Origin of the sequence: Phocaeicola massiliensis B84634 = Timone 84634 = DSM 17679 = JCM 13223 (assembly GCF_000382445.1) — a bacterium.
GTDB lineage: Bacteria > Bacteroidota > Bacteroidia > Bacteroidales > Bacteroidaceae > Phocaeicola > Phocaeicola massiliensis.
In genome coordinates this window covers 1-24594 of sequence record NZ_KB905473.1, presented here as the reverse complement: position 1 = coordinate 24594, position 24594 = coordinate 1, and the positions used below count along the sequence as shown (strand labels likewise).

Sequence of the window (24594 nt, the reverse complement as noted above, 5' to 3'; positions counted from 1 at the left end):
AAGAGCATAAAGAGTTATGGACAGTAAGATTAAAAATGTTATTTTCGATTTAGGTGGAGTATTAATAAATCTGGATTTTGACAGTTGTCTGAATGCATTCCGCACAGCAGGATTCACCAACATAGAAGAGCAAGTTCGTCAAATGCAAGGTAATGGAGTATTTTCCCGATTCGAGTTGGGAGAAATCTCACCCGAAGAGTTCAGGGATGCCATCCGCAAAGAAGCCGACGAATCGTTGACCGACCGCAAGATAGATGATATGTGGAACCTGATGCTACTGAATATTCCCCGCGAAAAGTTGGATTTACTGTTAGAGCTGCGCGAACGCTACATGGTTTACCTGCTTAGCAACACCAACCAAATCCATTGGGATTATGCCGGTGAAGAAATGTTTAACTACCGAGGTTTTCGAGCTGACGATTTCTTTGAAGACACCTTTCTTTCTTTCAAAATGCATTTGGCTAAGCCCGATAAGGCTATCTATGAGAAAGTAATGAAAGAGGCAAATATTCTTCCTGAGGAAACGTTCTTTATAGATGATTCGGAAACTAACTGCCGGGCAGCAGCGGCACTTGGCATTCAAACCCACCACTACCATATCGGTGAAGATTTAAGTTTATTATTCGACTAATGGAAATTATATCAGACATAAACCATCCGGCACTTCCCCCATCGGTTGCCACCATCGGCTTTTTTGACGGGGTGCATCGCGGTCACCATTTCCTCATCGACCAAGTAAAGGAAGTGGCTGTAAAAGAAGGATTATGTTCTGCGTTAGTCACCTTTCCGGTACATCCCAGACAGGTGATACAAACCTCTTATTGCCCCCAACTCCTCTCCTCTCCTCAAGAGAAATTAAACTTATTGAAAACAACAGGTACTGATTATTGCATCCTGCTTCCGTTTACACATGAATTGTCATTGCTTTCTGCACGCAAATTCATGCAATTGCTACGCGACAAATTCAATATCCGCATACTGGTAATAGGCTACGACCACCGCTTCGGTCACAACCGAAGTGAGAGTTTTGAAGATTATTACCGTTATGGAGAAGAACTCGGTATATATATAGTACGCGCGCGCGAATATACCGACGGTGAAAATAAAATCAGTTCTTCCGTCATCCGACGGTTGCTAAAAGAAGGAGACGTAACCCATGCCTCTCAGTTCTTGGGATACAATTATTATTTAGACGGAACCGTTGTCGACGGTTATAAAGTCGGCCGTAAGATAGGCTTTCCTACCGCAAACCTAAAAGTAGATTATCCCGAAAAACTCATTCCTTCGGAAGGAGTATACGCCGTATATGTACATATAGAAGGAAAAAGATGGGCAGGGATGTTGAACATAGGGCATCGTCCTACCATGAATAATGGAAAAGACCTCAGCATCGAAGTGAACATCCTTCATTTTTCGGATAATATCTATCACAAAAAAATGTGCATTGAGTTCGTCCAATATCTGCGTCCCGAAGAAAAGTTCGATAACATTGAAAGCCTTATCTGCCAAATGCACAAGGACAGAGAAGAAGCCGCAAAGATTCTATTATAGAACTATTCCCGCCTCACAACAAAGTGTCTTTTTTACCGGCATTTCCTACCCCAAACACATAAAAACAACATCCTCATCCTCTTTCATCCCCACAAACAACGAGAAAGGATATATTTTTATCGAATTTCGATATTTTTTTCTCGTTTTTCTTTGGTGATATAAAAATCCTTAATTCCGCAACATAATTGATAATTATTTTTATAAGTTCCTGAGCAACATTTTGTTGCCCAGGTTTTTGCCATGTCAGCGTTTTCACTTACCTTAGTGTTGCGAATCCAAAGACAAAGAAAACCGTAACAAGCATGGCAAATGTAGCAATAAAATCCGAAAGACTCACTCCTTTTGGAGGCATATTTCCAATCATGGAGCAATTTACCTCCCTTCTCTCCTCTACAATTGACTCAACACTTGGGTTGAGATGCAAACTCTATGGTTATCAATACAGCGAAATCATCCGCTCCCTCCTATGCGTTTACTTCTGCGGCGGTTCTTGCGTTGAGGATGTCACCGCCCACTTAATGAGTCATCTTTCCCTTCACCCCACACTCCGCACCTGTAGCGCCGACACCATCCTCAGGGCAATAAACGAACTGGCCCGGGAAAACATCTCATACACATCTGATGCCGGAAAGTCCTATGACTTCAATACGGCAGACACACTCAACACATTGCTCCTGAATTGCCTGTTGGCCACAGGGCAGTTGAAAGAGGGCGGGGAGTATGACGTTGACTTTGACCACCAGTTCATTGAGACGGAGAAGTACGATGCAAAGCCCACGTACAAGAAATTTCTTGGTTACAGGCCCGGTGTGGCCGTTATCGGCGACATGATTGTCGGCATAGAGAACAGCGACGGCAACACCAATGTACGCTTTCACCAGGGTGACACGCTAAAGAGGATTTTGGGGAGACTTGAAGAAAAGAAAATGGCAGTCAACCGCTTCAGGGCCGACTGCGGCTCATGCTCTGAAGACATTGTGGATGAGGTCAGGAAGCATTGCAGGACATTCTACATACGTGCCAACCGCTGCTGCTCGCTCTATGATGACATCTTCGCGCTCAGGGGGTGGAAGAGGGAAGAAATAAACGGCATTGTGTTTGAGTTGAACTCCATTCTCGTTGAGAAGTGGAAAGGCAAACCGTATCGCCTGATAATCCAGAGACAGAGACGCATGGGCAGTGGACTTGACCTGTGGGAGGGGGAATATACATACCGCTGCATCCTGACCAACGATTACGAATCATCCATGAGCGACATCGTGGAGTTCTATAACATGCGTGGAGGCAAGGAACGCATCTTTGATGACATGAACAATGGGTTTGGATGGGGCAGACTGCCTAAATCCTTCATGGCGGAAAATACCGTGTTCCTGCTCCTGACGGCACTGATACGCAATTTTTACAAGGCCATCATGCAAAGGATTGAAGTGAAGAAGTTCGGGCTCAAGGAAACCAGCCGTATCAAGACGTTTGTCTTCAAATTCATTTCAGTACCTGCCAAGTGGATTAAGACCGCAAGGCAATGTGTGCTGAACATCTACACCGACAACCATGCATATGCAGAAGCCTTCAAAACTTCTTCCGGATGATTTACGTCACTTGATGGCCACTGATTGCGTATTGCCTCAAGTCGCTTTATGGGGTAAGGGGATAGTATGCGCATTGAAACGGACGCGAGGACTTAATGGCTGTCTTACGAATCAAAAGTCCATTTCTCTTGTAGGTAGCACTTCGGGAATGGAGTTGCGGATTTAAGGAAAATAAGATGTACATTTGCATATCGATAAACGATAAATGAATATCGAATAACAAACACAAGTAGAACATTAAAACACAAAGTAAAATGAAAAGGTCAGTATTGAAATCAGGTTTAGCAGCAGCAATGGCAACAGTAATGATGAGTTGTACAACAGCAGCACACGCACAAACAACAGGAAACACGAAGTACATTTATTGTCAAGACGACACAAACACAACAGTGTACACACTGAATGAAGACGGCAAAACATTAACACGCAAAGTGAAATATGAGTACAAACGCAATGAAACAGGACAAGTAATTGAAAAGAAAGCGTATCGCTGGGATGCCTGTCGCGAAATCTGGAAGCCGGCTTACTTGCTTACAGTAACTCCCGGAATATCTGAAACGAAACTGAGCTACACTGAATGGAACGCCAAGAAAAGCGCCTTTAATGACAACAAGCAAGAAACAATTTACCGTGAAGACTGCAACACAAACTTGCTGGCCGACACACAAAACAAAAAGTAACAAGAACTTAAAAATCCATTAAGATGAAAGCATTCAAACGTATTTTCGCCGCAGCTACCCTATTGGTAACCACCGGCCTCGCTTCCGAAGTCAATGCACAAGTGCCTTTGGAAGACTTCTTTAAGAACCCCGAAAAAGTGGGTTATCAAATCTCTCCGGACGGCAAATACTTCTCGTATATGGCACCGTATGAAAACCGCCTCAACCTGTTCGTACAGGAAATCGGTTCGGACAAGACAACCCGAATTACTTCGGAAACAGCACGTAACCTGGCAGGAAGTATGTGGGCAAATGGTCATCGGATTCTTTACATAAAAGATACTGCCGGAGACGAGAATTATCAACTTTACGGAGTCAATGTAGACGGAACAGAACCTAAAGCATACACTGCTTTTCCCAACGTAAGAACACAAATCATTGACCCGCTGGAGAATATCGACTCACTGGTCATTATCGGTCTGAACAAACGTAATCCACAGGTCTTCGACCCCTATCGACTCAACCTCAATACAGGCGAACTGACCCAACTGGCTGAAAACCCCGGAAACATTCAGGGATGGATGACCGACCACGACGGTAAGTTGCGTGTAGCCCTGGCTATTGTAGACGGAGTGAATACCCAAATTTTATACCGTGAAACAGAAGAACAACCATTCCGCCCGGTATTGACTACAAACTTCAAAGAAACAGTCAACTTCGCTACTTTCACTCCCGACAATAAGATGGTATATGCCTTGACTAACATCGGTCGCGACAAAACCGCCCTTGTCCTGATGGATCCTGCCACCTGCGAAGAAAAGGAAGTGCTTTACACCAATGACAAATATGATATTTCCGGATTGGGCTATTCCGAACTGAAGAAAAAACTGACTTCCGTATCCTGTACCGGACACAAAGGAATAATCCGTCACTATTTCGACAAAGACGAAGAGGCTATCCGCACCAAACTGGAACAAAAACTAAAAGGTTATGATATAGGCACTACCAGCCAAGACAAAAGTGAAAACATCCGCATGATTTATGCCGGCAGTGACCGCACGTATGGCACTTACTATACCTATAATGTAAAAGAAGACAAACTGACAAAGGTGGCCGATGCCGCTCCCTGGATTAAAGAAGAGGAGATGGTTGCCATGACTCCCATCACTTATACCAGCCGTGACGGACTGACCATCGAAGGATATCTCACTCTGCCGAAAGGCTATACAATGGAAACTGCAAAAAAACTGCCGGTAGTGGTGAATCCTCACGGGGGTCCATGGGCACGCGACACTTGGGGATATAACCCTGAAGTACAGTTCCTTGCCACACGCGGTTATGCCGTATTGCAAATGAACTTCCGCGGTTCCACCGGTTACGGACGCAAATTCACCGAATTGGGTTACAAACAATGGGGACAGACCATGCAGAATGACATTACCGACGGTGTGGAATGGTTAATCAAGCAAGGAATAGCCGACCCGAAACGGATTGCCATCTACGGAGCAAGTTACGGCGGTTATGCAACACTGGCAGGTGTCACTTTCACCCCCGACCTTTATGCTTGTGCCATCGACTATGTGGGAGTTGCAAATCTGTTTACTTTCATGCAGACCATTCCTCCATATTGGAAACCATTGCTGGACATGATGTACGAAATGGTGGGCGACCCGGTGAAAGATAAGGAAATGATGGAAAAATATTCTCCGGTGTTCCACGTAGATCAGATTAAAGCCCCGCTCTTCGTGGCACAAGGAGCCAATGACCCACGCGTGAACAAAGCCGAGTCCGACCAGATGGTGGAAGCGCTGAAGAAACGTGGCATCGAAGTAGAATATATGGTAAAAGACAACGAAGGACATGGCTTCCACAACGAAGAGAATAAATTTGATTTCTATCGCGCCATGGATAAATTTCTGAGTATTCATTTAAAGAAATAATAATCATAAAAACAAATTAAGATGGGACGCACGATTAAATTAATACTTTACTATTTTGCTTATCAGTTTGCTGTAGCCATTCCGGGAATGTTCGGATACACAATATGGAAATGCTTTGAAACGCAAAGTTTCGACCTGCATAATGCCCCTACTTCTTTGGCCATTATCCTTTCACTGTTGGGAACCCTGCTCATGGCATGGCATCTGATACATTATAAATATGTAAAACTGGACAAACAGACTCTTGCGTCCCTGCCTCTTAAACCTACCTGTCTCTACATCCTTATGGGAGCAGCCGCCATTATATGGATGAACTGGCTGAGCGAGATGGTCCATCTCCCCAATATAGCCGAAAACGTCTTTGCACAAATGAAAAACAATGTATTCGGTATTTTGAGCGTATGTATCATCGCTCCTATATTTGAAGAAATCTTTTTCCGTGGTGCCATCGAAGGATACTTGCTGCGCAAATGGGAGAATCCCCGTTGGGCCATCCTTGTGTCAGCCCTTATCTTCGGATTGATACACATGAATCCGGCACAGATACTTTTCGCCTTTCTGTTCGGTATTATCTTAGGAGAGCTTTATTACCGTACCGGCAGCCTGCTTCCAAGCATTATCCTTCACTTTATCAATAATACTCTGTCATTGATACTGATGAATGTTTTTGAAGAGAAAGATACCCTGACCGATATTTTAGGAAACACCACTGCCGTTCATGTATGGGGAATGACAGGAATCGCCATCTTCTGCCTCACATTCCTGTTATTCAAAAAAGAGGTGAAACCCGTGCAGTGGGTGGTAGAAGCGACCGAACCTGTTCCTGCGGAAGAAACCAACCCACAAAATTGATTAATCCAATAATAAAATATAACGATGAAAAAGAAACTGAATCTGCTTTGTGCCATGATATTTGCCGTCTTATTACTCTCCTTGTCCGAGAATATCTATTCCATGGTATGGGGAGCCATCGAAGGTGGGAAAGCCGGTATGGAAAATAAGGCAGGAGAAATAAATAACCTCCATCCGCTGATGTTGCTCCCGGACAATCTGAGTAGCACTTCTGACTCTATATACAATGAGATGACCGGAAAGAATGTACCGATATGGCAGATACAATCCATGGTGACTGTCGACACCGATGCACCCGGCTGGTTGGCCCTTATCAACACCCTTCTTAGTTTCATCCTCATCATTTTCGGCATCAAAGCTGTCCTGCAATTCATCAAGTTCATTCGCAATATCAACCGCTCGGACATCTTCTGCTGGGCAAATGTAAAACTGTTGCGCAAGTTAGGCACCTCTTTGCTGATTACTTTCGCCGCCACTTTGACCAGCACTTATATGCACACTTGGCAACTTTCGCAAGTATTGAAGATACCCGGTTATTCTTATAACTGGCTCAACCCCTTTTCACACTCCAGTCTTTTGCTTGGCGTACTGGCATTCGTCATTGCCGAAGTATTTGCCATCGGACTGAAAATGAAAGAAGAACAAGACCTCACCATTTAAATATAGAACAACTATGAAAGAGAAGAGCAAAGAGCATTCTTTAAAAGAAATGAAACTGATTATGACTTGCCTCACCATCATCTGTTTCTGTTGCACATTCATCACTATCTTTCAAAACGCAATATTGTGTTTCGAATTGGGAACCAATCGGGCTGCCATAGATGCCGGAAAAGCAGCGGCATCCGAACAATTTATCTGGCAAGCATTTCCACAAGGTATCACTTTATTATCCATGGCTGTATGCAGTGTTTTTATCTATCTGATGCTCCGCAATGTAAAGCGCAATCTGATATTTGTAAGAGCCAACGCCAATCTGATATATTATATCGGTCTTATTATCGAGTTTAACGGAATTCTGCAAGCTATCCTGAATGAGTTCGCTCCTGTAACAAACCCAAGACAAACCTATATGATATATATCCTTATTGGAGTATTCATCATCTTTATCGGATATCTGTTCCAGATAGGCATCCGCATGAAAGAGGAACAAGAATTAACCATTTAAGGAACAACCGCCATGAAAGAAAAAGATAAAAAAACTATTTCGATAGTTTGCCTGATAGCCGGTTTCATAATAACACTGTTTGTTGTCCAACTCATCTATACACTTACGTTACGCCAATGGCTGGATCACAAAACAGCAAAAGCCTTTCTTAATATCGGATGGATATACTTCTGTATGTATGTCTATTACAGACTGAGCAAACGCTATACTTCGTGGTGGAACTCGCTAAAAAGAAAAAACAACGAATAATTAAAACCTGAACTATGCCGATAATAGTAAACTTAGACGTAATGATGGCGAAACGAAAGATTTCGCTGGGAGAACTGGCCGAGAAGATTGATCTCACCCCGGCCAATCTCTCTATCCTGAAAACCGGAAAAGCAAAAGCTATCCGCTTCTCCACACTGGAAGCTATCTGCAAAGAATTAGACTGCCAGTCCGGAGACATTCTGGAGTATCGTGAAGAGAATGAATAACCTGACAGGCAACACAGACACTCTAACATAAATTCTCTCATACCTGCCCCCTCATAACTCTTACAGTGGGAAGGAATAAAGGATTGCATTGAGCAATCCTTTATTATTCTCTCCGGCACCTTTTAGTCAATTTTCTATAAATTGTACTGTCCGATCAAACAAATATTTCATATATGCCATATAATCCCATGATTATCCGTATCTTTGTAACGAATTAGATATTTGAAATAAATGAAGACATTTGAAGAGTTAGGCGTTTCCCCCGAAATCAGGAAAGCAATAGAAGAAATGGGTTATGAAAACCCGATGCCTGTACAAGAAGAAGTTATACCGTATTTACTCGGTGAAGGAAACGATGTAGTGGCCCTGGCACAAACAGGGACTGGAAAAACAGCCGCATTTGGTCTGCCGCTAATCCAGAAAATTAATGTAAAAAACCGCGTACCGCAAGCGTTAATTCTTTGCCCCACACGCGAACTGTGCTTGCAAATCGCAGGTGATCTGAATGATTACTCCAAGTATATTGACGGACTGAAAGTCCTTCCCGTATACGGCGGTTCATCCATCGAAAGCCAAATACGCATGCTCAAAAGCGGAGTGCACATTATTGTCGCAACTCCCGGACGACTTATTGACCTGATGGAACGAAAAGTAGCCAAACTAGATACCATCGGTAATGTAGTAATGGACGAAGCAGACGAAATGCTGAACATGGGATTTACCGACAGCATCAACTCTATTCTTGAAAAAGTACCCGAAGACCGAAATACACTGATGTTCTCGGCTACCATGAGTCCCGAAATCTCACGCATCTCCAAACAATACTTACGTAATGCAAAAGAGATTACCATCGGAACCAAAAATGAAGGAAGCAAAAACGTAAACCACATTGCATATGTGGTACACGCGAAAGATAAATATGCAGCGCTGAAACGCATTGCCGATTATTATCCGCAAATTTACGGTATTATATTCTGCCGTACCCGCAAGGAGACACAGGAAATTGCCGACAAATTGATACAGGACGGTTATAATGCCGACTCGTTACACGGCGAGCTGAGCCAAGCACAGCGCGACCTGGTGATGCAGAAATTCCGTCAACGTCACCTGCAACTGCTGGTTGCCACCGATGTGGCTGCCCGCGGACTGGACGTAAATGACCTGACACACGTCATCAACTACGGTCTGCCCGATGATACCGAAAGCTATACCCACCGAAGCGGACGTACCGGACGCGCCGGAAAGACAGGTATCTCTATCGCTATCATCAACTTACGCGAAAGGGGAAAGATGCGCGAAATAGAACGTATCATCAACAAAAAGTTCATTGTGGGCGAAATGCCAACCGGCAAGCAGATCTGTGAACAGCAGCTCATCAAGCTGATTGATGACATAGAAAAGGTAAAAGTAAACGAGGAAGAAATCGAATCTTTCCTACCGGGTATTTACCGCAAACTGGAATGGCTCTCGAAAGAAGATTTGATAAAGCGCGTAGTGTCTATGGAATTCAACCGCTTTTTAGAGTATTACAGTAATGCACCCGAAATTGAAACGCCGACCGTAACCGACCGCCGCGGTGAACGCGAACCCAGAGAACGCAAGGAGCACGGCAGCAGTCGCGAAAAGACAGAACGCAAAGCAGAAAAGGGATATACACGCCTTTTCCTGAATTTAGGCAAGACAGACGGCTTCTATGCCAACCAAATTATTGAGCTGATTAACCGCAACATGAAGAAGCAGCGCACCACTATCGGAAGAATAGACCTGATGCAAAACTTCTCTTTCTTTGAAGTGGCGGAGAAGCAGGCAAATGATGTTATCAGCGCCCTTAATAAAGTCAACCTGAACGGACGCAAAGTAGTAGTGGAGGTAGCAGGTGAAAACAGTGGAAAAAGCGATAACGGAGGACGCAAAAACAGCAGTTCTCGAAAATCGGCTTCTACTAAGGAGAAAACCGCCAAGTCCGCTTCTCCCAAGGCAGCAAAAGAAAGAAAGCTTAGCCGTGCCGAACGCGGATATACCGAAGAGCGCGGTCCGAAGAAGCAAGATGACTGGAAACAGTTTTTCAACAGCGACAACAGCAAGAAAAAAAGCAGCAAACTGAAAGGGGAAGAACCCGACTTTAACGAAGAAGGCTGGGCACGCAGAAAAAAACAAAAATAAAACCGTTTATAAGAGAAAAAAGGGAGTGTCAAAAACTGATGGTACTCCCTTCTTTTATCACCAAAACATGCGGGAAAAACAATAAGCATTCCTCACCCCAAAATGCTTACTCCACTAATTTCAATTCATTAATCAAACGCGTAGACTTTCCATATTTCTCAATCATATAAAGTACATAGCGAATATCCACCCCAATACAACGCTGTAAATTGGGTTCATAAATAATATCACTGCTCATCGCTTCCCAATTCCCATCAAAAGCTAATCCTATCAGCTCTCCATTTCCATTAAACATACCGCTGCCGGAATTTCCTCCTGTAATATCATTATCGGAAATAAAACAAACATTCATATTTCCATCTTCTGCCGCATAACGACCAAAGTCTCTGTTCTCCAGCAAATCAATGACGGAGGGAATGACTTCGAAATCGCTATCGCCTTTGTATTCACGTATCTTATCGAAGATACCCTTGATCGTTGTATAATAAGTATATTCTAATGCATCTTTTGGCGAGTATCCGCCAATCATTCCGAAGCTGAAACGCATGGTAGAGTTAGCATCCGGGTAAAAATCCTTATCTGATTCCATCTCACGCACAGCCTCATTAAGTAAACGCTCATTCTTTTCTATTTTCATATTATCATCATCTGCAGCCGCACTGAGTTCGTAAGATTTCACCAACATATCAATGACAAACGAAATAGCCGGGTCTTCAAAAAGAACATAAGTACTGTCCTTTTTCACTACACGTTCAAATCCTCGGGGAGTATCCAATTCTGTGTGGCTGTATAAATCGTCCACATACGCCTGATAATCACCTTTGAACTTCTTTTCTATAGTAGCATAAGTTTCCGAAAGGCTCTCCGGCTCTACTACTGCCGCATATTCTTTAAGCATAGCCACAAAAACTTTCTTATCAATGTCCAAATCAATATTGGCATAAAGTTCCAACAATTGACGAACCCTCTCTTCCAAAACCGATTTTTCCGCTTCAAAATCAAAGTTCAGGACAGACCATGCAGCAGTAACCAACTCGGGACCATTGGCAAAACATTCACCAAAATAAGCCATTGCACGGGCATTCTTATAACGATTGCGATAACTGTCTTCCAACTCCGTCAATATCCCGGCATACTTGTTTCGTTCTTCCGGCTTCCGATGAATCCATTCCGTCAGTTGATGTTCCAACCGACGTTTTTTCCCGATAATATTCAGCTTTTTAATAGACTGATTCATACCAATGCTATTCTTCCAATAGTTGGCACTTTGAGCATACTTCGAAGCATATTTTATACGAACAGCATCACTTTTCTCCATTGCATCTTTCCAAATAGCCTGTTTGATAGCACGAACATCTATTCTTGCCATATTATCGGCATTCATACGTTCTTCCACACCATAAGAAGACAGATAACGGCTGGTAGTCCCGGGATAACCCATCGTCATACAAAAAGAACCTTCCTTATAACCTGCCAAGGAAATAGGAGCATAATAATCAGGATGATAAGGAACATTATCTTTAGAATAAGCTGCCGGTTCGTTATGAGTATCCGCATAGATACGAAAAACGGAAAAGTCTCCGGTATGCCTCGGCCAAACCCAGTTATCGGTATCTCCCCCAAACTTGCCAACCGAAGAGGGAGGAGCATAGACTAAGCGAACATCATAATAATCCTTATACACAGACAGATAATATTCATTGCCGGCATAGAAAGACGAAACAACTGCCCGCAGTAAAGTGTCATTCTTCACTGCTTCGTCAGCAATCAGTGTAGAAAGAGAGTCTACAATCAAAGAACGATTATCTTCAGTCACATCTTGCGGTAAGGCCTGTAAAATGCGCTCTGTCACATCTTCGGTACGAACAAGAAAACTGACAAATAAATCGGGATTGGGAAGTTCGTCCGATAACGAATCGGCCACAAAACCATTACGCAGGTAGTCATGCTTCACCGTGCTATGCTGCCGGATAGCATCGAAACCACAATGATGATTGGTGAACACCAAACCATCCGGAGAGACAACCACTCCGGAACAGAAACCTCCAAAACTGACCACAGCATTGGAAAGTGCAGCACCGCCGGGATTATATAATTGCCTGGGAGTAAGATTCAACCCCATATCTTTCATCACTTGTTTAGTCTGCTTGCTCAGGCAGCAAGGCAACCACATACCTTCATCAGCCCATATATATATAGGTAAGAAGACGAGCAACATCAATATTTTTTTCATGGCACGAGTGTTTTGCTTGGTGTCCTGTCTTTATTCCACCACTAATTTCAGTTTCTTTGCTCCGACACGGGCTTTCAGCCATTCGGTTATCTTTTCCTGTTCCTTCTCGCTGGGGTGCTTCGCAAATTTCATCAAAACCAAAGTTAATGTATCCATGCGTGTCGAATCAACGGAAAGTTCTACTGTTTTTGCCATTGCAATGGTTTCGGCCGACGGATAAAGCACCTTCAGTTCGGGAATGATTTTCTTGTCTACCGCATTATAAGCGGCATAAACTTTCAATTCTTCTTCCAGCTCATGTATCTTGTTCTGTTGCTCCAACAAACGCTTTTCACTATTCTTATAGAAATCTTCCATGACCTGGGCCTTCAAGCTTCCTATGTCCATAGCCTCATTATTCATCCCCTGCATGACAATCAATTTCGTACCGGCCAAATTATAATGTTTCAAATTATCTTTAGCAGCAGCAATCTCTGTTGCAGGAACTTCATTACCAATCAGCACAACACGAATTTCCTTATTCTCATACGAAATCTTACGGTCAATGACCTGTGTATCGGGAAAATTCAGTTCTTCGCTGATGAAATTATTGGCAGATGCCGTATAGATGGTATTCTTCACAATACCATATGTCAGATATATTGCCGGACACATGGTAGCCAAAGTAATGATAACAATGTACTTTTTAACCAATTTCTCACGCTCTTTGTCCACAAACTCTTTCCGCTGGAAGTGCATCACGCGCACTCCAATGAAAGTTGCCAAACTAATAAATACCGAATTAATGAAATATAAATAGAAAGCGCCCAAGAAATAAAGCAGGTTTCCCGTTGCCAACCCGAAGCCGGCGGTACACAAGGGGGGCATCAATGCAGTGGCAATGGCTACCCCCGGAATCACATTGCCCTTTTCCTTGGTGGAAAGCGCAATAATACCTGCCAAACCGCCACATAAAGCTATCAAAACATCATAAATAGTAGGCGAAGTTCGTGCCAGCAATTCCGATTGCACTTCATCCAAGGGAGTCAGTGAGAAATATAAAGTGGCAGTAATAACACTGAAAACAGTCGCTATCAGATAACTCTTCAACGACCGTTTCAGCAGTTCAAAGTCATTCTGCCCGATAGCCAATCCCACTCCCATGATAGGACCCATCAAAGGAGATATCAACATGGCGCCGATGATTACCGCCGTAGAATTGACATTCAGCCCCAAAGAAGCAATAAAAATGGCAAATATCAGAATCCAAAGGTTAGTACCTTTAAACTCCACTCCATTACGGATAGACTCGACAGTCACAGCTTCATTATCCTTATCTTTGCCCAAATCAAAATATTCATGAAGGAACTGCCTGATATAAGGCATATTCTTCAAATCGTTTTTTAACTTACCTTTAATGTCAGCCATAATTATTTCTTTATAAACCGATTAATAACAGGAATCTGATGCAATGGAAAATCTACCTTTATGATGTATGCCACAAAGAGCATCAGCAACACCGTACGAACAGACAGTAACAAAAAAATGTTCTGAAAAGGAAGGTATTCCGATATACCAAACAATACAAGTGCCAATGCAACATATTTACCTATCGCTTTCAAATCATAATGAATGGGGTACTTCTTCTGCCCCACAAAGTAAGAGAGCAACATAGCTACCGCATATCCGGCAAATCCCGCCCAGGCACATGCCATATAACTGTACAAGGGAACAAAAATCACATTAATCAAGATTAAAACGATGCAACCGGCAAATGAAAAATAGGCCCCCCACTTGGTCTCGTCAATCAGTTTGTACCAAAATGAAAGATTAAAGAAAATACCCATAAAAATTTCAGCCGCCATCACAATAGGTACCACCCGCAATCCTATCCAATAGTCGGGAGCAAGAATGTATTTCAATATATCCAAATAAAACATAACAGCCAAAAAAGCCAATAATGTGAAAATAATGAAGTACTTCATCGCCTGTGCATAAATAATCTTGCTATCCTTGTCCCGGCTCTTTCCAAACACAAAAGGTTCATAAGCATAACGGAATGCCTGAGTGAGCATTGCCATAATCATGGCAATCTTGCTGCAAGCGCCATAGATGGCAAGTTGCGTCTTGGCCTCCACCTTATCGGGATATATATGACGAAAAATAATCTTATCTGCCACTTGGTTCAAGATACCTGCCACTCCCAATATCAGAATAGGATAGGAATATATCAGCATTCGCTTCGCCAATGGCTTGTCAAAACCTCCGTTAAATTTGAGATAAGGAACCATCAGTACCATGATGACCGAGGTGCAAATCAAATTAAAGAAAAAGGCATAAAAAACATCACTACCCTTCATCACTACGTAATAAACTAAATTCAGAGTGATATTGAGCAGAATGAAAAGAAGTTTCAGAGCGGCAAAACGTATCGGACGTTTCTTATAACGCAGATAAGCAAACGGAATGCACTGAAACGCATCCATCGCAATTACCAGTGCCATCATGCCGATATACCAAGGATGGTCGTCATAGCCCATCATGCCGGCAACCGGATGAAGAAACAGCATACACAAAGCGGCAAAAACCAAAGAAGTACTTCCCACCATAAACAGAACAGTGGAATACACACGCTCAGAGTTTTCCGTCTCCTTATTGACAAAACGGAAAAAAGTAGTTTCCATGCCATAGGTCAGAATGACCATCAGCAGCGCAGTCCAAGCATAAACTTCGGTCACCACCCCATAACCTCCCGAAGCCGCAGACATAGCTGCTGCATAAATGGGCACCAGCAAATAATTCAGGAAACGCCCCACAATGCTGCTTAGTCCATATATTGCAGTGTCTTTGGCTAATGATTTTAATCCGGCCATATTTAATCATCAAATAATGTCTTCTGACTATTATAGATACTCCGTCCCAGATGGATGTAAGCGAGTTCTGTCACTTCTCGTCCGCGAGGAGTACGTTTCAAGAAACCTTCCTTTATCAGGAAAGGTTCATAAACTTCCTCAATGGTACCGGGGTCTTCTCCCAAAGCAGTAGCAATGGTGGTCAAACCCACCGGTCCTCCTTTGAATTTATCGATAATAGTACACAAAATCTTGTTATCTATCTCATCAAGACCATAGCGGTCTATGTTCAAGGCCTCCAACGCAAACCGAGCTATCTCCACATCAATCCTGCCGGAACCTTTGACTTGCGCAAAATCCCTCACACGCCGAAGAAGTGCGTTGGCAATACGTGGAGTTCCACGACTGCGCGAAGCAATCTCACCCGCCGCCTGTACATCGCAAGGCACATTCAATATCTTTGCCGAACGGCGGATAATAGCAGTCAACACATCATCATCGTAATATTCCAAATGCAGGTTAATGCCGAAACGTGCACGAAGAGGCGCCGTAAGCAATCCGCTACGGGTAGTCGCCCCCACCAAAGTAAAAGGATTCAAGTCTAACTGAATGCTTCGAGCAGACGGTCCCTTGTCTATCATTATGTCAATCCGATAATCCTCCATGGCCGAATAAAGATATTCTTCCACCACCGGACTGAGCCGATGAATCTCATCAATAAACAGGACATCGTTTGGTTCCAAACTGGTCAGGACTCCCGCCAAGTCACCGGGTTTATCGAGTACCGGCCCGGAAGTAACCTTAAAACCGACTCCCAGTTCATTGGCAATGATGTTGCTTAATGTTGTCTTTCCTAACCCCGGAGGCCCATGCAATAAAACATGGTCGAGCGCCTCGGCCCGCAAGCGAGCAGCTTTGACAAATATACGTAAATTATCCACTACCTTATCTTGCCCACTAAAGTCAGAAAAATTTAATGGGCGTAAGGCATTCTCAAAGTCACGTTCTCTGCTTGTGAGCTGATGCTCACGTATATCAAAATTCTCTTCCATCTTTTTGTTTCTCGCACAAAGGTACAAAAGATATTATTATAATAGAAAGAAAGATCGAGGAATTCATTTTCAGTCCCTCATCCGTCCTTTATATAAATTCATTATTGTATAAATAATTAATTATTATGGGAGTTACACTAGGTAAGAAACAATTAAACAAAGGAAGAATTTCTCTTTATTTAAATTACAGTCACAACGGCAAGCGCCGTAAAGAGTATTTAGGCATTATTCTAGAACCGCCTGTCACACCGGAAGCCAGAGCGGAGAACAAGAATAAAATATTGATTGCTAAACAGATTCGAGCAAAAAAAGAGCTTGAATTCTTGTCTGTCGAATATGCCTTAAATAAAACGGCAGAAACATTTGAAGATATCCTGCCCGAAGCACCAAGTAACGGACCGGACTTTTTCCGCATCATGAATGAATACCTAAGCACTTATTATAAGAAAGATAAGAAAATGGTAAAATCAACCATTCTCCATTTACGCACATTTAATAAAAAGAAAATCTTACCAATCAACAAAATTACAAGAGAATTTTGTGTAGATTTTCTCGACTATTTAAGATCTAAACTCCGTGGCAATACCCCTATTGGCTATTTCAAGAAATTCAGAATGTGCATCAATAAATGTGTTGAAAAGAAGTTAATTTCTCATAATCCGACAAATGGGATACGGTTATCGCAATTTGACGAAGTAACAAAGGAGATACTGACATTAAAAGAGATACAAAAATTAGCTGTTACTTCCTGCCCAAATAATGAGGTAAAACGAGCATTTCTTTTTTCATGTTATTGCGGATTACGTTGGTGCGACGTCTATCAATTACGATATAAGGATGTTGACTTTCCGGCAAGAAGATTAACCATCATACAACAGAAAGTACAAACACATTCCAAAAGTGCCATTTTGCATTTAAACTTAAACCACACAGCTCTCAAACTTTTACAGAAATGTAATGGAGACAGAGAAGACTTGGTTTTCTCACTTCCCTCCTACTCATATACAATCAGAATTCTTCGTAAGTGGGTAATAGACGCTAATATACGAAAGCATATTACCTTCCACATGAGGAGTCACAATAAAATCTTTTATTGATTGAATATCAGCGAGTTAAACACTTTAAATAATGTAACTGCTAACGATTTAGAAACGAGCAATCTTCTTTATCTTTTACAACTTTGCGATATACAAAGAACGCTTCAATTACAAGTGCAAAGATAAATCAAAAATATGAAAAGCAATGTATTTTGCTTTGTTTTTATAGATTATTAAATTTTGAAAAGAACATAATTGTTCTTCACAAAAGCAAAGTTGCCATCTTATGAAGTGCTTACAAGTTTCATATTCGGCATTATAAACATGGAAAGTGTTAAAAAGCATTTTGCTTCCTTACAATGCGACTTTAAAAATTCATGTTTATGATTTTTTTTTGTAAATTTGTAACCAAATTCAAAATATCTTTTAGTCTGAGTCGAATATGGAACGTATTTTTCTAAAATATATATTATGCTTATTGTGTGTTTACACGATAACAGCTTGTGACAAGGTGAATGATGAGGTTCCTGACCAACCGAAATTTACTCCCTATGTATCTGAGAGTTATTGGTCTGTGAAAACTGAGGTTTATGTCGATGCACCTTTTAATGCAGAAAAGATAAAAAAGGAATTAGAAGACAATCCTCCTGCTTTGCCATCTGATGTTTACTATTTTTACATGAGGAAATTGTCGTCTGCTTTGTCGGCTGAAAGAACTGTTTCACTCCTCAATAGTGCAAGAGAAGAACAGTGGAAAGCCTATATAGAAACAACTTCCTCCATAGAATGGTCTGAAAAATATAGCTTTATCAAAACAGACCAAAAGACTCTTCCAAGTTATGAACATTGGACATTTCATTTAATGACGGATAAAAAAGACACTATAATTGCTCAATATGATGTTGCTTTTTCTATCAGCCAAGAGGGCAAAAGAACTCAATGGTACTTATATGAAGACTTGACAGACGATTACAGGAAAAAATATCCTACAATGGATATTCATTCCGTGATACGGATGCAAACACTTACACTTATAGATTTCTATTATTTGTCATAATCCTATGAATTAAATAGAATAAAGCCGTATCAAGACTTGTTTGGGGCGAGATACGGCTTTATTGATAAAAAATATCCACACGATAATGACGCTTAGATTTCTAACATCCTTATAATGTACTTACCATCTTTCTTGATAAACATGAATGGGTTGAAATGCTTATCTTGTGCATTTATTCCATACCCCAAGCATTTGTATTCAGCAGGAGCAATAGGCGGAAGTGGATATTCCTTAGTCTTCCCATTTTTCCTATTTACGATAACAAAGGAATATCTGTCTTTTTGGAAGTTGTCAGTCCTTGGCATACCATGCTTTACAAGACAATAGATGTTCCTTTTATCCATTTTTACAGTTGTGATGCACTTTGTGAAGTAAGAACTATACAGATTTCCATATTCATGCGTATAAAATTTTGTGGAGTCTGGTGCAATCATAGGAACTGTATCTGTGTCAAACACCATGTAAACCTTATATTTGTCAAGATGAAGGCTATCTGTCACATACAGTTTTCCTGTGTAACCATTTCCATACAAGAAAGTTTTTCCTTCATGTGCGAATACATTATTAAGATAATAATAGCCTGTTCTGCTATTTTCTTGAATACGCTCTAATTTGCCGTAATGTCCATCACACTTTCCGTCATTGATACGAAAAGAAGCTATTATAGGATTGAAGGTCTTATAAAAGCTGCCATTAAAAGGGTCTAAATCTTTCTGTCCTACAATATCCTCTTTCTCAAATCCATCCATAGGCCATGTCAACTTTTCGCTTCCTGTCCATAATTTGTTATTGAACAAGTCGAACACAAAGTGAAGATAGAAATACTTGGAATGTTCCAAATCGAAATCTGGTGAAATCATCTTGCCTGACGTATAATTGTTGATGTCTCGTATCAAGACAGCAGGGGCATTGTAAAAGCTAAAGTTCCATTCGTTGCCTACTTTTTCTCGAAGAATCTTTGGCAGGGAATAGGAAATTCCGATATGAGAAGAGTCCAACATATTTGCAGACAATGCTATGTAAAAGACTTGTCCTTGTTTTACTAAGTTTCTGAAATCCTTATCTGGCACGGAAACAAATTTCTTTTTCTCCGCTTCGTCTGCTTGGAAGAGTCGCTTGAATTTAAACAAACCATTTTCTTTATTAAACAGCATTATACCATTGTTCAGCATGTCGTTAAAAAAAAGGTGTCCATTCTCTATTTTGGGAATATCATATATTGATGATATTTCTACTCCATCTTTCGTGTTGACCTCGATGTCCGTTTGTTTCCATTTTGGCATAGGAACATTTATCATCGCAATCTGGTCTGCCACCTCTTTATATGAGTCTTTCTTATCCAATTCATACATGTGAGGAGCAATTCTCTTTTTACAAAGTACCAACTGCTTCACAAACTCTGCCCCTAAGACCGTATATTGTCCACCTGTGACGAACACGCCTTCTTTTGGAACTAATTTGAGTATATACAATCCGTACATTCCTTCAGAGTTGAAACTGAAGATGTTGCTATAAACTGATTTCGTATCATAAATGTAATAATCAGCCTTATAGTTGTTTTTAGAATTATACCAACTTGCTGTTTTAGAATCCCCATATGCAGTTATTAGTAATAACTTGTTGTTCGGATTATTGCGTTTCAGTTTATCATAAAATGCAGGAATTGCAGCTTCACATCTAAAACATTCAGCAGGACTATAAAGAATTGCAAAAATTGTATCTTCCTTAATGTTTGCTGAATGCAAATAATCAGACAGAAGCCCTTCAGTGTTAGGCTTCTGTCTGATTTGCAAGTCGTTCTGCTCCATTTCATTTATATAATCACGCCCCTGTGCAAATATGGTCGTGCAAAACATAAAGAAAAGGAGTGCTAAAATATGCCTTATTTTCATTCTGCCACATTTGCCTTGAACGTTCCACCCAATTTCATTGTTTCAAGCTTAATATTTGCCTTTGTTTCTGACACGGAAGATGGAGCAAAGAAATTGTTTGTAAATAATGTGTTACCATCAGCATCCTTTACCTGCTGCATCACCAAAGTTTGGTCTTCAAATGACACCAAACTTGACTCTATGGTTCCGCACTTTCTGATAGTTGCTCCCTTGCAAGGATTGTTTGCGTTAGATGAAGCCTTTGAACCATAGAAAGTAGATACAATCTTGTCTGGTGTAGATGTGCTAAGATCATCATCTGATACTGCTGAAGCCTTAATCTCATTTAAGTTTCCTGCAAATGCAGTACCACACACAATAGCGGCAATCATGCCCATGAAAAACTTCTTCATTTTTTTACTCCTTATGCAACCTCTACAATAATAGCACAGCTTGGTCGAGGTTTATTAAAGCCAAGTCATGTAAGTTTACAGGTGCAAAAGTAATAAAAAAAACTATTTCATCAAAATGTATTAATCAAAATGTTTTTGTTAATCAATGCAATGTGTTAATTTGACACATATAAAGCGTTATTTTTAACAAAGTGAAATATAACCAACATAATAAACGGTTTGTACTTACAAATTCGTATTTTGTATAACAAACATATACAAAACCATATAATAAGAGGTATGCATATTATATATATATGTCTAACCCTTATTATATAATTTAAGACATTAGTGTCCAATATAAATTGGACACGTTAATTAATTAATCAAATAGTCCCTTAAAGAGGGAATAATCGAGTTCTTTGACATCGTTGAAAATAGTCTTATCAAATAGATCTCTTAGGTGGGTTTTGTCCGTCAATGAAATGCTTAGAATCTGCAAAACTTCATTTAATTACTAAATCTGCTCGCAAAAATATAACAAATCCTTGATAAAAATATATTTTATGCAAGATTTTTCTAAGGAAAAGCTAATTTTTAACACAATAATACGATATAAGTTATGTATATGTAACTATATTCTGATATTAATTCAAAAATGAAGTCCATTTTATTTTTCAAGATATATAATTTAGAGTCTCTTGCTTTTGGCTCATTCCCAAACGAATCTATCAGAATAATACCGCTGTCATTCTTCACCTTATAAAATATGTTGTCACCACTTGGCGGATGTTCAAGCATCAAAATACTGCCGTCAATTACTTTGAAGATGCCATTCAACACTTCACAACTATCCGATTCGTTCGCAGATTTCCGCTTCAAACGATAGGTGCCATCTGCATTTAGCGTGAGTATTGTTTCAACATTAGGAGGCAATACACCGCAATATGTTCCTGCAATGGAATCCAAGTCAACACTGTTTTCTAAGACTGCCGTATATTCTTCGACTTTAACAGGATCAATATCGGCATCATTTTGTTTCGTATTACATAAGATATAAGATGCAACAAGTGAGATAACCAAAACTGCTATAATTATCAATTTCCTCTTCATAGCTACCATAAAAGAAAAAGTGTCCGCAATGTCAAGCAAGTGGCATCACGGACACGAATGAATAGTTGAGAGTTTAATGAAAGTTAGTATGCTGAAACATTATTGATGCACGGACAAGCTCTTGCGCTGTCGTAGACAATGCGAATGCCGTTGGTCTTAATCTTGTCGAAACGAAGGATGCGCTTGTACCAAGATGGTCGTTGTCTATTATTTCTGATTAATTTTCTTTTTAATTTCATTCGCCTCTTTAAATAGGCTATTAGCAATGCTATCTTTAATTGCTGCTATTTCTATCATTTCATAATGGTGGCGGACAGAATCCTCATAAGCAGTAACACGATTTCTCACATTCTCAATAACTTCTTTATTTGGGCATACAGAAAAGTTCTTTTCGATGTATCGAACATTGGGGTCATCGGATGGAAGCACCATCTTCAAAGCCCGATACTTCAAATCTGCCTCCTCCCAATCTTGATGCTCTCGCCATTGGGTGAGATTGCCCCAAATGGAGAGAACAAGAGATAGAGCCAAGCCACCAATGAAAAGAAGAACAGACTTTGAAGTTGGCTCGAAGCGATGAGTCACTACTTTCTTCAGAGGTGTGTTATCCATTGCGTGAAGTTTGTCCTGCACAATTTTTGATGTGGCATTCAGCTCTTGTTTCACCTGATTAACAGTATCAAACAAGAGTTTACTTCGCTGTTCATCTTTGCTTGCTTCTTTTTTGGTAAGGTCGGTAAAAATGCAGATAGCTTCTCTTAATCTTACCAATTTGTCAATAGCTTCCCCTTCTTTTACAGCCATAGCAAGAATAGCTTTTTCAAGTTTGCTTGTATCAACACTTACAGAGACCGGAGTGCTTTCCGCCTCTGTATTCTTTGGTGAGGCAGAAAGTTCATCGACTTTTTGCTCCAATCTCTCAACTGTGCCGTAGATGGCTTCTAACATTTCTTCTTTCATCTTTCTTATGTTGTTTGAATGGTTTGTAACTTGCATCAAAGGCTAAAGCCTCTTCTGCGTTTCTTCTTTTTCTTCTTGACTGATTCATCCTCTGGGAATGGCTCAAAGGTCTGAGCATTGGCTGGAGCAAAAAGTCCAATGGAAGAAATACCGTCCCAAGGGTCTTGGCAGCTCTCCGACATGAATGGCACCTGCTCATTCTTGCGACAGCCTTGCTCATATTGCTGAGTAGAATTGGCTCTTGCTGATAAATGGTTCTCCGTTCCCTCAAACATTGTATCCAACTTGCCAAAGCTGTATTCTCTGCTAATCTGCGTACCATTGAAACTATATCCGTCCTTACTGAATCGGATGCCTTGCACCTTGGTTCGCTCCTTGTCCTTATAGACAAGCTCCAAGTGGACACCTCGTTTTGCAAGTTCATTCTTGAACTTCTGCCAGCTATCTGCAACTTTTAAGGCATCTTTGACTGCATTGTGAATCTCGTATTTTGCACGCTCCGCATTGCGCAATTTGCGAGTGTTAGTATTGCTCTTGTCCGTTCCGTAGGTAAATCCATACTTGGATTTAAGAGCCTTGGTCACTTGCTCATTACGCCTGTAATCATTCCTGTCTGATATGAGCTTGCCCTCGTTATTGATGCGGTTATACACGATATGACAATGTGGATTGTCGGTGTTGTGATGCCTTACGATGATGAATTGAGTATCTTTTATCCCCATCATCTGCATGTATTCAAGGGCTATCTTAGCCATGAATTCATCCGTCAAACGTGGCTTGTCCTCGGGTTTGAAACTTAGTGCAATGTGTCCCACAGGCTTCTTAATCCTTGGATTTAGCTGTCTTTGCAGCTCAAAACTTTGTACTATCTCGGTATTCGTGCCGAGTAACACTCCATCGGATGCAAGGATTTTCGCCTCGTCCTTGCCTGTAACATAGCGGATGCAACCAGCAAATGAGCTGCCCTTCTTTAGCTTGCCTATCATGTGGCATCCTCCTTTCTGCCTATTCCGCATGGCTTCGATTTTGGACTTGCTTGGCGATACTCGCCAAGGATTTCTTTTAATCTTCTCAACAAGTCCACCACATATACATGGGTTTCATGGAAACCTCTCTGATGCGACAGCTTGGCAAGTTGGTTGAGGTTGTTCGCCATGCCAATGAGATTCTTGGCGATGGCTACCGTCTCTGCATTGTGTCCGCTCACCACCTCGCCGTTCAAGGCGGACTCTCGGATATACTCCGCCAACTTGCGGTTGGCTTTTCTCGCCCTCAGTCTCAATGCCTCGTAGCTTGGCTTCGAGAACTTCACCGTGACAGACTTCGACAGCTTGCGAACCCTGCCCGTGGGCGGTCTTCCGCCCTTTCTCTTGTCTTGTTCCTGTACGTTTGTCATTCGATACACTGTTTATAGTTTGTACACTCACTTTCTGCGACCGTTGGGAGCAAAAAATCTCCGCCCTCATGGTGGAGCGAGGCGTTTTGGGGTTCCCAAAACATAACCTCGCTCCCTCTCAGAACACGTTAGTTGGAACTACTGCCTTTCTGCTATCCACGCCCAAGGTCGCAGACCTTAATTCTCACAATTTGCGCCAAGCCTCGAAGTCCTCTTCATAAAGGCTTAGGTGGTGGCGCACGATGTTCTCGATGATG

Annotated in this window: 23 protein-coding genes and 2 pseudogenes; 13 read left to right on the top strand and 12 right to left on the bottom strand. The window is 41.4% G+C overall.

Annotated elements, in window-relative coordinates; genetic code table 11:
* Positions 1–16: 16 nt before the first annotated feature.
* From HMPREF1534_RS06020 to HMPREF1534_RS06070, 11 genes are all read left to right on the top strand, one after another.
* Complete coding sequence (locus HMPREF1534_RS06020; RefSeq protein WP_005942244.1) at positions 17–631, top strand: HAD family hydrolase; 615 nt, start codon at positions 17–19, stop codon at positions 629–631.
* Positions 631–1551 (top strand): bifunctional riboflavin kinase/FAD synthetase, encoded by a 921-nt coding sequence (locus HMPREF1534_RS06025; RefSeq protein WP_005942241.1) that lies wholly within the window; start codon positions 631–633, stop codon positions 1549–1551. The genes HMPREF1534_RS06020 and HMPREF1534_RS06025 overlap by 1 nt, the downstream gene beginning before the upstream one ends.
* A 302-nt stretch (positions 1552–1853) precedes the next feature.
* Positions 1854–3140, top strand: coding sequence for an IS1380 family transposase (locus HMPREF1534_RS06030; protein ID WP_005936349.1), 1287 nt, complete (start codon positions 1854–1856; stop codon positions 3138–3140).
* Positions 3141–3394: 254 nt separating this feature from the next.
* On the top strand, positions 3395–3820 hold the full coding sequence (locus tag HMPREF1534_RS06035) for a DUF3836 domain-containing protein (protein ID WP_005942239.1): 426 nt from the start codon (positions 3395–3397) through the stop codon (positions 3818–3820).
* Positions 3821–3843: 23 nt separating this feature from the next.
* Complete coding sequence (locus HMPREF1534_RS06040) at positions 3844–5739, top strand: S9 family peptidase (RefSeq protein ID WP_005942236.1); 1896 nt, start codon at positions 3844–3846, stop codon at positions 5737–5739.
* A gap of 21 nt (positions 5740–5760) precedes the next feature.
* Positions 5761–6591, top strand: a complete 831-nt coding sequence (locus tag HMPREF1534_RS06045; protein ID WP_005942233.1) for a CPBP family intramembrane glutamic endopeptidase — start codon at positions 5761–5763, stop codon at positions 6589–6591.
* A gap of 24 nt (positions 6592–6615) precedes the next feature.
* A complete protein-coding gene (locus HMPREF1534_RS06050) occupies positions 6616–7251 on the top strand; it encodes a DUF2975 domain-containing protein (protein ID WP_005942230.1) in 636 nt (211 codons plus the stop codon).
* Positions 7252–7264: 13 nt separating this feature from the next.
* Positions 7265–7756 (top strand): DUF2975 domain-containing protein, encoded by a 492-nt coding sequence (locus HMPREF1534_RS06055; protein ID WP_005942227.1) that lies wholly within the window; start codon positions 7265–7267, stop codon positions 7754–7756.
* Positions 7757–7768: 12 nt separating this feature from the next.
* A complete protein-coding gene (locus tag HMPREF1534_RS06060) occupies positions 7769–8005 on the top strand; it encodes a hypothetical protein (protein ID WP_005942224.1) in 237 nt (78 codons plus the stop codon).
* Between the two features lie 14 nt (positions 8006–8019).
* Positions 8020–8232: a helix-turn-helix domain-containing protein gene (locus HMPREF1534_RS06065; protein ID WP_005942222.1), complete on the top strand. Its 213-nt coding sequence runs from the start codon at positions 8020–8022 to the stop codon at positions 8230–8232.
* 231 nt (positions 8233–8463) lie between these two features.
* The gene (locus tag HMPREF1534_RS06070; RefSeq protein WP_005942219.1) at positions 8464–10395 is read left to right on the top strand and encodes a DEAD/DEAH box helicase; all 1932 of its coding nucleotides are present in this window, start codon (positions 8464–8466) and stop codon (positions 10393–10395) included.
* 106 nt (positions 10396–10501) lie between these two features.
* On the opposite strand, the gene HMPREF1534_RS06075 is transcribed toward HMPREF1534_RS06070, so the two are convergent.
* The 4 genes from HMPREF1534_RS06075 to ruvB are packed head-to-tail and all read right to left on the bottom strand — an operon-like array spanning position 10502 to position 16511.
* Complete coding sequence (locus HMPREF1534_RS06075) at positions 10502–12628, bottom strand: S46 family peptidase (protein ID WP_025066933.1); 2127 nt, start codon at positions 12626–12628, stop codon at positions 10502–10504.
* 30 nt (positions 12629–12658) lie between these two features.
* Positions 12659–14035 carry a TIGR00341 family protein gene (locus HMPREF1534_RS06080; protein ID WP_005942199.1) on the bottom strand — a complete coding sequence of 459 codons (1377 nt, stop codon included), beginning with the start codon at positions 14033–14035 and terminating at the stop codon, positions 12659–12661.
* A gap of 2 nt (positions 14036–14037) precedes the next feature.
* Entirely contained in the window at positions 14038–15480 is a 1443-nt protein-coding gene (locus HMPREF1534_RS06085) for a lipopolysaccharide biosynthesis protein (RefSeq protein ID WP_005942197.1), read from the bottom strand.
* Between the two features lie 2 nt (positions 15481–15482).
* Entirely contained in the window at positions 15483–16511 is a 1029-nt protein-coding gene (gene ruvB / locus HMPREF1534_RS06090; protein WP_005942195.1) for a Holliday junction branch migration DNA helicase RuvB, read from the bottom strand.
* Between the two features lie 125 nt (positions 16512–16636).
* On the opposite strand from ruvB, the gene HMPREF1534_RS06095 reads away from it, so the two are divergent.
* Positions 16637–17608, top strand: a complete 972-nt coding sequence (locus tag HMPREF1534_RS06095; RefSeq protein ID WP_005942193.1) for a site-specific integrase — start codon at positions 16637–16639, stop codon at positions 17606–17608.
* A 382-nt stretch (positions 17609–17990) separates the two neighbouring features.
* The gene (locus HMPREF1534_RS06100) at positions 17991–18605 is read left to right on the top strand and encodes a hypothetical protein (RefSeq protein ID WP_005942192.1); all 615 of its coding nucleotides are present in this window, start codon (positions 17991–17993) and stop codon (positions 18603–18605) included.
* 92 nt (positions 18606–18697) lie between these two features.
* Here the strand turns inward: HMPREF1534_RS06100 and HMPREF1534_RS06105 are convergent, their stop codons facing one another.
* The 8 genes and pseudogenes from HMPREF1534_RS06105 to HMPREF1534_RS21255 all read right to left on the bottom strand — a co-directional run.
* Positions 18698–20413, bottom strand: coding sequence for a hypothetical protein (locus tag HMPREF1534_RS06105; protein WP_233513609.1), 1716 nt, complete (start codon positions 20411–20413; stop codon positions 18698–18700).
* Positions 20414–20493: 80 nt separating this feature from the next.
* A complete protein-coding gene (locus tag HMPREF1534_RS06110) occupies positions 20494–20889 on the bottom strand; it encodes a hypothetical protein (RefSeq protein ID WP_005942188.1) in 396 nt (131 codons plus the stop codon).
* A 361-nt stretch (positions 20890–21250) separates the two neighbouring features.
* Positions 21251–21376 (bottom strand): annotated as a pseudogene (locus tag HMPREF1534_RS20425) (IS4 family transposase); the annotation flags it as partial.
* 89 nt (positions 21377–21465) lie between these two features.
* A complete protein-coding gene (locus HMPREF1534_RS06115; RefSeq protein WP_018452782.1) occupies positions 21466–21990 on the bottom strand; it encodes a copper resistance protein NlpE N-terminal domain-containing protein in 525 nt (174 codons plus the stop codon).
* A 198-nt stretch (positions 21991–22188) separates the two neighbouring features.
* On the bottom strand, positions 22189–22941 hold the full coding sequence (locus HMPREF1534_RS06120) for a hypothetical protein (RefSeq protein ID WP_005942185.1): 753 nt from the start codon (positions 22939–22941) through the stop codon (positions 22189–22191).
* Positions 22942–22976: 35 nt separating this feature from the next.
* The gene (locus tag HMPREF1534_RS06125) at positions 22977–23927 is read right to left on the bottom strand and encodes a relaxase/mobilization nuclease domain-containing protein (protein WP_005942184.1); all 951 of its coding nucleotides are present in this window, start codon (positions 23925–23927) and stop codon (positions 22977–22979) included.
* Complete coding sequence (locus tag HMPREF1534_RS06130; RefSeq protein ID WP_005942183.1) at positions 23924–24337, bottom strand: plasmid mobilization protein; 414 nt, start codon at positions 24335–24337, stop codon at positions 23924–23926. Before HMPREF1534_RS06130 ends, HMPREF1534_RS06125 begins: the two co-directional genes overlap by 4 nt.
* 184 nt (positions 24338–24521) lie before the next feature.
* Positions 24522–24594: pseudogene (locus HMPREF1534_RS21255) on the bottom strand (DUF3408 domain-containing protein); the annotation flags it as partial.